Below are 12,133 nucleotides of genomic sequence, written 5' to 3'. Positions count from 1 at the left end.
CGTTTATTTTGGGTGATTTGTAAAAACTCGGTCGCAACTCTAACTTCTTCCATAAAGGATGGATATATTATGGGTAAGAAAATCATTTTGCGTGCTTTGTGTGTCGCCTTGTTGCTTATGGTTTTAACGACAATGGGTTTCGCAGCTTCCATGGATGCATTTACTCTTGGTATTCCAGGAGACGCGAAAAGCCTTGATCCTCAAAAAGCTGTGGATAGTATGTCTTTTGCCGTTATTAAACATATTAATGAGCCTCTTGTTACGGTAGATGGCAAGACAAAAGAGCTTGTGCCTGTTTTAGCTGAGCGCTGGGAGATACTAGATGACCAGACTTATAAGTTTTATCTCAAAAAAGGCGTAAAGTTTCATAATGGTGATGAGCTGACAGCTGAAGATGTGGTTTACTCTTTAAAACGAGCCACATCCCCTGAATCTGTGTTTGCTGGCTCTAAGGGGAAATTTATCGATCCTGATGGTTTCCAGATTATCGATAAGTATACGGTAATTGTAAAAACTCGCGGACCTGTAGGCGGCTGGCTTGAGTCTATGAAACATCCTTATGCAAGTATATATAGCAAAAGAGCAGTGGAAGAAGCTGGTTCGGAATATTTCCGGAATCCTATAGGGACAGGCCCCTTTAAGTTCAAGAGTTGGGTAAAAGGCGAGCGTGTAGAGTTAACAGCATTTGAAGATTATCACGGTAAGAAACCTAACTTCAAGAATTTAACTTTCTTAGTCCTTCCTGATGATAGCAGCCGAGTGATCGCTCTTGAAACAGGTACAGTTGACATGATCTATGCGTTGCCTCCTTCTGATTGTGCCAGGTTGGAAGGGTCTTCTAAAGTGAAGGTTGTGGAAGCACCTGGACTTGTGCTTACGTATCTCGGAATGAATACTCAAAAGAAGCCCCTTAACGATCCTCGCATACGCCTCGCTATTGAGTACGCCTTAAACAAGGAAGCTTATAACGCAGTAGTGTACCAGGATAAATCTGTTGTTCCTGCCGGTCCTCTTCTTGCAGCGAGCACTTTTACTCCACAGGGAGTAAAATCTTATTCCTGCGATGTTCAGAAAGCGAAGGAACTTCTGAAAGAGGCTGGTTATGCTGATGGGATGACACTGGATTTGTGGATGAGCAACTTCCAGGAACAGGTTAATGGAGCTACTGTCATTCAGTCCATGCTTGCCCAGGTGGGAATCAAAGTTAACATTCAGGTTTTTGAATCTGGAGTGTTTGATGAGCAAGTAAAGAAAAATACCCATGATCTTATTATAAGCAGATGGGGCATGCAGACCAACCGAGATGCTGGCCAGTACTGGCTTCCTCTTTTCCATTCATCGAGCATTGGGGCTACAAACTGGACAGCGTTGAAAGACGAAACTCTTGATAGCTATATAGATACAGTGAATACCACTGTTGATGAAGGGAAACGAAAGGAACTCTTCCAGAAAATATGGGATCGGCTGGATGAACTCCATCCTGTGGTCGTCCTTACAGTGCCCAACGAGCTCTATGGCGCGCGAAAAGACTTGGTGGGGCTTGAGAACTTTTATGATGGCCGTTTGAATTATTTGGGAGACTTAGCCTTAGAAGACTAGTTTTCAAATCTATCGACCCTGTAGCCCTGCTTCGCCTTTGGGCCTTTTCTTATACGAGGGTGGAGCAGGGCCTTTTTAAAATATATTCCAAACGACGTTGTTGTTTTTATATAGCCTGCATCCTTTCTATAGACACAATCTCAATATTTAAATGTGAATAACAGGAGGAAAACATGGTGGATCACGACCGTTTCCAAAAACTGGTAGAGCTGTTAAACCAGAAAGAGCTGGATGCTGTTTTTCTTGCCCCCTCCTCTGATTTAAAGTATGTAACTGGACTAGATTTCCGACCAGACTCCCGCCTTAAAGGTGCTCTTGTTACAAAGGAAGGAAAAAGTTTCTTTTTATGCCCCTCTCTTCATAGAGGAGACGTGAAAAGCATTGAGAGAGATATTCCGATCCTAGAATGGAATGATAATGACTGGTTCCAAAATACTTTCAAAGAGGGGCTCTCTCGCGTAGGGTTGCCCCATTCTCCGCGAATTGCTTTCACGAGAGGTATTGAAGCCGGTGACATGATCGACGCTGTTCAAGGGACGAATGTGGAGTGTGTCAATGGCTTTTCACTCCTTGCTCCTATGCGATCTATAAAAAACAAAAAAGAACTCGAGCTTATGAGAAAAGCATCTTCTATGAATGACAAAATGATGGAAGCTGTCAAGGCTTATATTCGGCCGGGTATATATGAGAGCGATATTGTTAGATTCGTTATGAATTTCCACGAATCCCATGGGGGGGCTCCTCGTATTCCTGGCGTTAGTACGGGCCCCAATAGTGGGAAAGCTCACTATGCAAGAGACAATAACCGTGTAGTGCAAGAGAGAGATGTTGTCATGATTGATTCAGGGGGATGGTACGATGGATACAGTCATGACATGACGAGAACTTTTTTTGTTGGGACTCCAACAGATGAGCAGAGAAAAGTATATGAAATTGTTTTAGAAGCGCAGCTTGCGGCAGAGGAGAAAGTTCAAATTGGCGCTATTCCGAGAGATATTGATAGCGTAGCTCGAGATATTATCACAAAACATGGGTATGGTGAAGCTTTTAACCATCGTCTGGGGCATGGAATAGGCATGGATGGCCATGAGGCTCCTTATATATCCCAAGGAAATGATATTCCCCTTGTTGAGGGGAACTGTTTCAGCATAGAGCCGGGAATTTATCTTGAAGGTACGTTTGGAGTTCGTATTGAAGATCTTATGATGCTGACAGAGTCAGGTAAAGAAATCATCACATTATTCTCTAAAGAACTTACTATCCTATAAATCAAATATGATATGAAGGGACGGCGATCTTTCTTGGCTTCTGAAATTCTTCAGAAATCCTTTGATTTAAAAGAATATATTGTTCAAGTAAAACGTAAAATTCACCGAGAGCCAGAGCTCAGTATGCAAGAGGTTGCAACTACAGCTTTTGTTCAATCTGAGCTAAAAAAAATGGGAATAGAGATGGTTCCTCTTGGTTTAAACGTGGGAGTTTTAGGCATCATTGAGGGGAAGAAAAAAGGGAAAGGAAAGGTTACGGCTCTCCGCGCAGATATGGACGCTCTTCCTATCCAGGAGACGGCAGATGTGCCAGATAAGTCTATCGTTCCGGGTGTAATGCATGCTTGTGGCCACGATTGCCATACAGCCATGCTGTTAGGCGCAGCTAAAATACTTCTAGGTATGAAAGATCACTTTTCCGGAACAGTGAAGCTCCTCTTTCAGCCGGCGGAAGAAAATCTGGACGGCTCAAAATATATGATAGAGCAAGGTGTTCTTGATAACCCGAAGGTTGATTATATTTTGGGCCTTCACGGGCATTCCTTTTATAACATTGGTGAGATAGCTTTGCGAGAGGGGGCATATATGGCCTCTTCTGACTTCTTTACCGTTAAAATTACTGGAGCGAGTGGTCATGGAGCGTATCCTCACCGTACAGGTTGTGATCCTATATTAGCTGCCTCGAATTCTGTAATGGCCATTCAAAGTATCATCACTCGGCAAATTGATGCCCTCGATAATGTTGTGATCTCTGTTTGTGAAATTCACGGCGGTACAGCAAAGAATATTATTCCTGAAACAGTAGAATTTTCGGGATCCGTCAGATGCCAGAATATGGAGACGAGAAATACGATAGAAGAACGTATTCGTGATGTTGTTCAGGGAGTGGCTTCTAGCTACAAATGTGAAGCGAAACTAGATTATCATTATGGAGTTCCACCTCTGACGAACTCTCCAGAAGTAGCAAAAATTGTTCGAGAGAGTGCACAGAAACTAATTGGAGAACAGAGCGTAAAGTATATTGATATTCCAGCAATGGGCTCTGAAGATTTTTCTAGATACTTAGAAGTTGTCCCAGAGGGTGTTTTTGCACGTTTAGGCCTATGTGATCCTCAAAAGGGTGCGCCTGTTTTTCATAATGGCAGCTTTGTTTTCCCAGAAGAGGCCCTTCCATATGGCACAGCTTTGTTTGTTCAGTTTGTTCTTGAGGCAAATCAGTAGAATAAATACGTTACGGAGAAAAATTCTTTTATTGAAATATTCTTATAACCTATAATTATATCATGAAAACTGTTATTTATTCGTAATAAAGGTATCAATATGACTTTTTAGGTTGACCAGTGTCCTTTTAGATGGTAAATTTCATTTTGGTCGACCAATTAATCGGCCAAGATGGGGGAAATGCGTATGCCAGAAGAGCAGAGGCACAATACCAATCTTCAAGGAAAATTAAAAGACCTTGTTATTCGTCATATTCGAGAGCAGGTTTTTGAGAAAAAATCGTTGCGCTGTGGAGATCAAATTAATGAAAGAGAGCTTTCTCGTACTTTAGGTGTGAGCAGGTCCCCTGTTCGCGAAGCTTTGAATGAGCTGGAAGAACAGGGGTTAATCTACTCAATCAGATATAAAGGCTGGTTTGTTTCGACTTTCCGAGAAGAAGATTTTTTTGAGATCAATAAGTTGCGTGTCCTTTTGGAACACACTCTTCTGGAATCTGTTATTGTTGAAGGAGGACCAAGCAAGAAAGATATAGAGCAGCTCGAAGTTCTCAATAAAGAACTGTACGAGATTATGAACAGTCCTGATTTGGGAGATAAAAAGGCATTCGAGTTTGCTGAGAAGGAGATGACGTTTCACTCCTATCTTTGCTCTCTTGCTCAAAGCGATTGTTTTTGGACTAAAAAGATGCTCAGAAATCTTTTCTATCAAATTCGTTGTTCTTTCGACAGATGGCTTTATAAGGACTGGCAGATGAAGGCTAGCGTTGCAACCCACGACATGATTATTCAATGTCTGAAAAGAAAAGAGTTAGAAAAACTGCGAGCCTTACTATTTCGAAGGTTAGGAAGAGAGGCTGTTATTTCTCCAGGCAATCAACGTAATACAGAGTGATAAAATCCCATATCATGGTTGTTTCTCTTTTTTCCACAGCTTCACGTAGTGGTAGAGAGGGGCCAAGAATAAAGAAGAGATGGCAATGGGAGAGATTATTAAGAGAAATCTCTCCCATTTTCTTTTTTCTATTTTTATTCTTCCAGACGGAAAAGAGCGTCTTTAAAGCATTCAGTAAGGGTTGGATGTGGATGTATGGTTCGGGCTACATCCCGTGCCGTCATCCCTTGTGCTACTGCTAAGGCTGCCTCGCCAATGAGAGAGGAAGCTTCAGGTCCCGCAATGTGAACACCGAGAATCTGCCCATTTTCTTTAGAGGCTATGACTTTGATAAACCCGTCTGTCTCATTAAGAGCTTGGGCCATTCCATTTCCTAAGAAATAGGCGCGGGCCGTTTTTATAGGGATATTACGTGCCTCAGCTTCATCCTCGGTAATGCCAGCTACAGCAATCTCGGGGTCTGTAAAAACACACCATGGAACGTGATCTGGATTAATAATATATTCTCGGCCAAGAATGTGCTCTATGGCAGCTAAAGCATGATATTCTGCCAGATGGGCCAGCATCATTCCACCGGTTACATCACCGATGGCATAAACATCAGGTATGTTTGTCTGCATATGTTTATCCACGGTAATCCCTTTTTTGGAATAGTTTATGCCACTTGTCTCAAGGCCGTACCCATCAAGAATAGGAACCATACTTGAGGCGAGGAGAAAACGGTCACAGATAATCTTTTCAGCTCCTTTAGGAGTTGTTCCATAAAGAGCTATATGTCCTTCTTCTCGAACGGCTTTTTCTGGGGTGAAGTAATCAACCATTTTGATCTTCATCTTTTTGAGAGACTGGATAAGCTTTTTCTTTATGTCTTTATCTGAACGACGCAAAACTTGATCAGAATGTTTCAATATCGTCACTTCTCGTCCCATTCGACGAAGAAGAACAGCGAGTTCTACTGCGATAACGCCAGCTCCTATTACTGCCACCGATTTAATATTCCCGCATTCAGGATATTTCCAAAGTTCAGGATACGTTACAGCATAATCTCCAGTAATAGCTTCCGGTAAATCGCTGCCCTCGAAGGCCATAGCCAGAGATCTGGCTCCGGTAGCTATAATAAGATGTTTCCCTTCTATAAGGCGTTCCCCATCTGATGTCTGAACCTTTACGACCTTTGTTCCTTCAACGTGCTGTAGCGTACCTGTTCCGTGGACTACATCCACGCCAGACATACGCATAAGGGTAGAGATCCCTTCCTGCAACTTCCCTACAATCTGTTCTTTATGAGCCCACATGTCTTCAACAGATCCGTGCCCACCAACAATGCGAGCATAATAGGCTTTTGTGGGTATGCAGCCTCTGTTGAGGCATGTTCCACCAAGTCGATCTTTTTCGATCATAACTGTTTTCAAACCGTTTTTGGCAGCGAGCTCGGCGGCCTTATTTCCTCCAGGACCCCCACCAAGGACGATTACATCGTACATAAATCCACCTCCTGCTATTTCCCATGAAAGAAAGGGACCCGGTAGAGAAATATTCCTCCGGGCCCCTTTCGCTTCGTGTCTCTTATTATTCTTCTTCAGGCTGCCAGCGGAGCACGGGCTTTCTGGCAGCTTGCGTTTCGTCAAGCCTGGAAACGATAGTGCAGTACGGAGCATCCTTGAAGCATTCAGGTTTCTCTTCAGCTTCCTTAGCTATAGCTAGGAGAGCTTGTATGAATGCATCAATTTCTTCTTTGCTTTCTGTTTCTGGTGGTTCTATCATTATGGCTTCTTCCACGAGATGTGGGAAGTAGACTGTGGATGGGTGGAATCCATAATCCATCAGTCTCTTTGCCATATCAAGAGTAGACACTCCAAATTCATTATGCTGCTTTTTCCCCGATAAAACAAACTCATGTTTGCATATCCTATCGAAATCAAGAACAAAATCTTTTTTGAGCATCGCCTGTGCGTAATTCGCATTAAGAACGGCATTTTCTGCCACTGCTCTTAATCCATCTGGCCCCATAGTTCGAATATACGTGTAGGCTCTGACCAACACTCCAAAATTGCCGTAGAAAGAACGTACTTTCCCTATAGAAAGAGGTCGGTCGTAATCGAAGTCATACGTATTATCGTTGTTCTTCACCACTAATGGAGAGGGTAAGAAAGGAACGAGTTTCTCGCAAACGCCAACTGGACCTGAGCCAGGCCCCCCTCCGCCGTGAGGTGTACTGAAAGATTTATGGAGGTTGAGGTGTATAACATCGAATCCCATATCGCCAGGTCGAGCTTTTCCGAGAATAGCGTTCGCATTTGCTCCATCATAGTAAAGAAGGCCACCTGCGTCGTGAATGATCTTCGCAATTTCTAGGATATCTTCTTCAAAGAGCCCCAATGTGTTGGGGTTGGTGAGCATAATGCCGGCGATTTCGTCAGACATAAGGGCTTTTAGAGCTTCAATATCTACATTGCCCCGTTCGTTGGATTTTACTTCAACGACTTCGAATCCGGCCACAGCAGCTGATGCAGGGTTTGTCCCATGAGCCGTATCAGGTACGATCATCTTCGTTCTCTTCGTATCGCCGCGATGCTGGTGATAGGCTTTGATGATCATATTCCCTGTGAGTTCTCCATGAGCTCCTGCTGCGGGCTGTAGGGAGACGGCTTTCATTCCGGTGATTTCTGCCAGCATCTCAGAAAGCTCGTATATGAGAGCCAATGCCCCCTGAACGGTTTTCGTATCCTGCAATGGATGTATCTCAGAGAACCCTGTAAGTTTGGCCATGTCCTCGTTTAGTTTGGGGTTGTACTTCATAGTACAGGAACCAAGAGGATAGAGCCCCTCGTCTACAGCGTAATTTAACTGAGAAAGACGAGTAAAGTGACGTACCACGTCGACCTCGCTTACCTCGGGAAGATCTGCTTCCTCTTTCCTCAACATGGCGTGAGGAATAATGCTCTCGACGTCTTTTTTAGGTACATCTAGCTTTGGAAGAGAGTATCCTTTACGCCCCGGCACGCTTTTCTCAAAAATGGGCGGTACAAGCCTAATCATGCCTTATTCCCCCCTTGCGATCCGGGCAAACCGGTCAATTTCATCACGAGTTCGTTTCTCTGTGACTGCAACAAGCCAAGAGTTTTCGAGCTCAGGATATTCTCGGGACAAGGAGTATCCGCCAATGAACCCTTGCTCGAAAAGACGCTTGTTGAGAGCCTCTGGTGTTTCCGGGCAAATTACGGCAAATTCCCGGAAGAAAGGTGCATCGAAAAGAGGCTTGAATTTTTTATCTTCAATAAGAAGATCGCGAGTGTAAGCAGCTTTTTGCAGACACGCTTCTGCTACTTCTCGAAGTCCTTTTTTGCCCATGAGACTCATATAAATTGTCGCCATAACAATATTTAAGTTGTGGTTAGAGCAGATATTTGAAGTGGCCTTTTCGCGCCGAATGTGTTGTTCTCGAGCCTGAAGGGTCAAGACGTAACCTGTTTTCCCATTTCTGTCCAGAGTTTGTCCTACAACACGTCCGGGGATTTTTCGCATGTATTTTTTGGTAACAGCAAGGAAACCAAATCCAGGGCCACCAAAAGACATAGCATTCCCCATGGGCTGTCCATCACCAATAACTGCATCTGCTCCAAAAGTTACAGGAGGTTCTAAAAGGCTAAGAGCCATAAGGTCCGTAGCTACAGCAAAGAGAGCGCCAGCATTTTTTACAATCTCCCCAATACCTTTCAGGTCTTCAAGAGCTCCGAAGAAATTAGGAGTTTGAACGAAGACAGCTGCAATGTTATCAGAAAGATGTTTTTTTAGATCGTCCACATCAAGCTGCCCATTTTTGAAACCTATTTCCGTTACTTTGATATGTTGATATGGAGCATATGTTTCAAGTACTTTTTTACTTTCAGGATTTGCGGAACGAGCTACGAGCACTTCGCTTCGTTTTGTAGATGCAGCAGCCATAAAAGCTACCTCAGCCATGGCTGTAGCTCCATCATACATGGAAGCATTTGCCACATCCATACCCGTAAGTTCACATATCATAGTCTGATATTCGAATATGGTTTGTAGAGTTCCCTGGCTTACCTCTGGCTGATAAGGAGTGTAGCTGGTTAAAAACTCCTGTCTGCCAGCCAGATGATTTACCACTGTGGGTATAAAGTGGTCATAAACCCCGGCTCCAAGAAAACAAGCGTAGTCCTGAGCATTCGCATTTTGCGCAGCCATAGAAGATATCTGGCGAGAGAGCTCCAGCTCAGAAAGGGCTGAGGGAATATTAAGATTTTTACCCAACCGAATCGACTCTGGTATATCGGCAAAGAGACTATCTATAGAAGACACTCCGACAGTTCGAAGCATCTCTTGCCGCTGTTCTTCTGTATTTGGGATAAACCGTGCCATATATTTACGCCCCCTCTTGGGTTTCGAGGCTGTCACACAGCTTCTTATAGGCCTCCCAGTCTAAAAGGTTATCAAGTTCGGACGGATCAGACATTTCCAAAACAGCAATCCAACTTGCATAGGGATCTTCATTCACAAGTTCAGGAGAGTCTTCCAGTTCAGAGTTGCTTTCAACAATAGTTCCGCTTACTGGAGAGTAGACATCGTTCGCGCCCTTAACAGACTCGACTACGCAGAAGTCGCTTCCAGCAGATACCTCTGCTCCTTCTTCAGGAAGCTCTACATAAACAATGTCGCCCATAGCGTGCTGAGCATAATCTGTAATACCAATTCGAGCCTTACCGTCTTCTACTTTTACCCATTCGTGAGTCTCTGTGTACTTCAGTTCTTTAAGCACCTTTGCCATTATTCTAGACCTCCTTTTCTCTTTTACCGTTTGTAGTGTTTTTGATAAAAAGGTTTTTTTACCTTTTTTGCTTTTTTCTCTTTACCGTGAATAACGATAAGCATCTCTTCTTCATTAGCTGCATCGGCTTCCACTAGAGCAAGGGCGATACTTTTCTCAAGACTTGGGGAATAACCACCAGTAGTAACCCTTCCAATGGTCTGCCCTTTCGCTCTGACTTCATAATGTTCCCGGGGAATTCCCTTGTCTACCATTTCAAGAGCTACTGTTTTACGAGGAACTCCCTTTTCTTTCATCGCAGCGAGACAATCTCTCCCTATGAAAGCGGTATCAAGTTTTACAAAGAATCCTAATCCTGCTTCAAGAGGAGTAATATGAGCCCCGAGCTCATGTCCGTAAAGAGGCAGTCCAGCTTCGAAGCGAAGACTATCTCTGCAACCAAGTCCTGCTGGAAGAATTCCGAACTCTTTTCCTGCTTCCATGATGGCATCCCACACCTTAGGGCCATCATTCCACGGTACGTAAATTTCGAAACCATCTTCTCCTGTGTAGCCTGTTCGGGAGACAAGGGCCTTGGCTCCCGCTACGTCCACATTTTCTACAAAGCGAAAGAAACCGAGATCCTTGGGATCGAACTTCGCAATTTTCGCAAGGATTGCTTCTGCTTTGGGGCCCTGAAGAGCAACCTCGCTATATTGCGGAGAAAGGTCTTCCACAGAAGCTCCCTCTCTTACATGGTCTTGTAGCCACATAACATCCTTTTCTGTGTTGGAAGCGTTGATAACGAGGAAATAATTCTCTTTGGAAACTTTGTAGATCAAAAGGTCGTCTACAACTCCTCCGTTGGGGTAGCACATGAAAGTATAGATGACCTGTCCTTCTTCCATAGCGGTAACATCGTTGCTCATCATGTACTGAAGCCATTCCTCAGCCTTAGGACCCGTAACCCGTACCTCTCCCATGTGTGAAACATCGAAAATACCGGCTGCAGATCGCACTCTCCGATGCTCTTCGACTATTCCTGCCTCGTAATGGACAGGAAGTTCCCAGCCGCCAAAATCGACCATTTTCCCATTATGGGCTAGGTGCTTTTCATATAGCGCTGTTTGTCTCACAACCTCACCTCCATGTCATGTTAAAACATCTTGGCCCACTCTGTTTCAAGCCAAGTTGCCAAATCGTCTACTTCTTGGGGAATAGAACCTTTATAGTCTCTTCGCAATGCCTGTGCTAAATCAGTTCCATTAAGAGGAATGCCCTGGAAACAGGGAGCCAAATTGGCAATAAGCTCTGCATCCATCGCATCGGAATAGACGACACTGCGACTCACGTTTCCTCCCTGAACGTGAAAACCTACTTGTACGTGCCCCCACTCAAAACGATGTTCCAATTCCACATCAAAGTCGGGAGTACGACCATAAATCCATGATGCGCTTTGATATTTTTCATAAAGCTTCTGCATGGGGAGTGTATGACTGAGTTCTTCCAGTGATAATTCGTCGCCTTTCCCGCCATATTCTGCAAGAAAAGCTGTTTGTAAGGCTTCTTTGAGTTTCGGAATTGTTAAAGAAGAATTTATCTCTTTTAAGTTAATGACGCGAGAACGCACTGAATCTATCCCTTTAGCCTGGAGTTTCGCGGTAGGTGGCTGAAGATAACGAGCCATTCTCTCTATGTCCACATCAACTAAGAGTGTTCCATGATGGTAGCGACCAGCTTTCCCCATATAGAAAGCATTTCCTGAAAACTTTCGTTCGTCCACGAAAATATCGTTTCTACCACCGAAATACGCAGGTATATTCAGTAACCGAAGCCCTGCGATAATAACCTTAATTTGTCGAATAAAGTCATAAGTAAGGGGAGATGCAAGAAAGGTAAAGTTCAGATTCCCAAGATCATGATAAACAGCACCCCCACCGGAGAGGCGCCGAGCTAATTTCCCATTTTCCGCTGATAGGAGAGTTGTTCTACATTCCTTCCACGCATTCTGATTCCGTCCTATTACCACAGTATGCTGGTTTTGCCAAAGATACAACATCACTCCACGGTCAGCTACTTGGGAGAGGAGATATTCCTCAAGGGCTAGGTTCATCCATGGGTCGAAAAAAGGAGATTCGGCGAGAAAAGTTTTCACGTTCGACACGTTCTACGGCACCCCCTGAAACAAAAAGCCCCAGCTTATTTCCTTTTTTGAGGCCACGCTTTGAAGCTCCCGACCACTCAACCAGGACTCGCTTTTTTGCGACATTTTGGGGCTCAAGGTATTATGTTATTTAAGATACAAACTACTTAGTGCAATGAATAACTTAAGTCTATCGAATATTGAGTTAAAGTCAACGTGCAGAACAGTAGAAAATAAATTCAG

Annotated in this window: 10 protein-coding genes; 4 read left to right on the top strand and 6 right to left on the bottom strand. The window is 43.9% G+C overall.

Annotated elements, in window-relative coordinates; genetic code table 11:
* The first annotated feature begins 69 nt into the window (after positions 1–69).
* From B4J50_RS07785 to B4J50_RS07770, 4 genes are all read left to right on the top strand, one after another.
* Positions 70–1,599 carry an ABC transporter substrate-binding protein gene (locus tag B4J50_RS07785; RefSeq protein WP_024821633.1) on the top strand — a complete coding sequence of 510 codons (1,530 nt, stop codon included), beginning with the start codon at positions 70–72 and terminating at the stop codon, positions 1,597–1,599.
* A gap of 173 nt (positions 1,600–1,772) precedes the next feature.
* Complete coding sequence (locus tag B4J50_RS07780; RefSeq protein WP_024821634.1) at positions 1,773–2,867, top strand: M24 family metallopeptidase; 1,095 nt, start codon at positions 1,773–1,775, stop codon at positions 2,865–2,867.
* Between the two features lie 12 nt (positions 2,868–2,879).
* On the top strand, positions 2,880–4,088 hold the full coding sequence (locus B4J50_RS07775; RefSeq protein ID WP_051461092.1) for a M20 metallopeptidase family protein: 1,209 nt from the start codon (positions 2,880–2,882) through the stop codon (positions 4,086–4,088).
* A 186-nt stretch (positions 4,089–4,274) separates the two neighbouring features.
* Positions 4,275–4,979, top strand: coding sequence for a GntR family transcriptional regulator (locus B4J50_RS07770; RefSeq protein ID WP_024821636.1), 705 nt, complete (start codon positions 4,275–4,277; stop codon positions 4,977–4,979).
* A 134-nt stretch (positions 4,980–5,113) separates the two neighbouring features.
* Here B4J50_RS07770 and B4J50_RS07765 read toward each other — a convergent pair whose 3' ends face one another.
* The 6 genes from B4J50_RS07765 to B4J50_RS07740 all read right to left on the bottom strand — a co-directional run bounded on the left by B4J50_RS07765 (position 5,114) and on the right by B4J50_RS07740 (position 11,911).
* On the bottom strand, positions 5,114–6,463 hold the full coding sequence (locus B4J50_RS07765; RefSeq protein WP_286847178.1) for a dihydrolipoyl dehydrogenase family protein: 1,350 nt from the start codon (positions 6,461–6,463) through the stop codon (positions 5,114–5,116).
* An 85-nt stretch (positions 6,464–6,548) separates the two neighbouring features.
* A complete protein-coding gene (gene gcvPB / locus B4J50_RS07760) occupies positions 6,549–8,018 on the bottom strand; it encodes an aminomethyl-transferring glycine dehydrogenase subunit GcvPB (RefSeq protein ID WP_024821638.1) in 1,470 nt (489 codons plus the stop codon).
* A 3-nt stretch (positions 8,019–8,021) separates the two neighbouring features.
* The gene (gcvPA, locus tag B4J50_RS07755) at positions 8,022–9,362 is read right to left on the bottom strand and encodes an aminomethyl-transferring glycine dehydrogenase subunit GcvPA (RefSeq protein ID WP_024821639.1); all 1,341 of its coding nucleotides are present in this window, start codon (positions 9,360–9,362) and stop codon (positions 8,022–8,024) included.
* Between the two features lie 4 nt (positions 9,363–9,366).
* The gene (gene gcvH, locus B4J50_RS07750) at positions 9,367–9,768 is read right to left on the bottom strand and encodes a glycine cleavage system protein GcvH (protein ID WP_024821640.1); all 402 of its coding nucleotides are present in this window, start codon (positions 9,766–9,768) and stop codon (positions 9,367–9,369) included.
* Positions 9,769–9,791: 23 nt separating this feature from the next.
* Entirely contained in the window at positions 9,792–10,883 is a 1,092-nt protein-coding gene (gene gcvT / locus B4J50_RS07745) for a glycine cleavage system aminomethyltransferase GcvT (protein WP_024821641.1), read from the bottom strand.
* Between the two features lie 20 nt (positions 10,884–10,903).
* The gene (locus B4J50_RS07740) at positions 10,904–11,911 is read right to left on the bottom strand and encodes a lipoate--protein ligase (protein ID WP_024821642.1); all 1,008 of its coding nucleotides are present in this window, start codon (positions 11,909–11,911) and stop codon (positions 10,904–10,906) included.
* Between the last annotated feature and the right edge of the window lie 222 nt (positions 11,912–12,133).

It is taken from the genome of Aminobacterium sp. UBA4908 (assembly GCF_002398115.1).
GTDB classification, from domain to species: domain Bacteria; phylum Synergistota; class Synergistia; order Synergistales; family Aminobacteriaceae; genus Aminobacterium; species Aminobacterium mobile.
This window is presented reverse-complemented; position numbering and strand designations above follow the sequence as displayed.

Excerpts from the sequence above, each read along its gene's own strand:
- gcvPA (WP_024821639.1), bottom strand. The coding sequence starts at position 9,362 with ATGGCACGGTTTATCCCAAATACAGAAGAACAGCGGCAAGAGATGCTT.
- gcvH (WP_024821640.1), bottom strand. The coding sequence starts at position 9,768 with ATGGCAAAGGTGCTTAAAGAACTGAAGTACACAGAGACTCACGAATGG.
- B4J50_RS07775 (WP_051461092.1), top strand. The coding sequence starts at position 2,880 with ATGAAGGGACGGCGATCTTTCTTGGCTTCTGAAATTCTTCAGAAATCC.
- B4J50_RS07780 (WP_024821634.1), top strand. The coding sequence starts at position 1,773 with ATGGTGGATCACGACCGTTTCCAAAAACTGGTAGAGCTGTTAAACCAG.
- B4J50_RS07765 (WP_286847178.1), bottom strand. The coding sequence starts at position 6,463 with ATGTACGATGTAATCGTCCTTGGTGGGGGTCCTGGAGGAAATAAGGCC.
- B4J50_RS07785 (WP_024821633.1), top strand. The coding sequence starts at position 70 with ATGGGTAAGAAAATCATTTTGCGTGCTTTGTGTGTCGCCTTGTTGCTT.
- B4J50_RS07770 (WP_024821636.1), top strand. The coding sequence starts at position 4,275 with ATGCCAGAAGAGCAGAGGCACAATACCAATCTTCAAGGAAAATTAAAA.
- gcvPB (WP_024821638.1), bottom strand. The coding sequence starts at position 8,018 with ATGATTAGGCTTGTACCGCCCATTTTTGAGAAAAGCGTGCCGGGGCGT.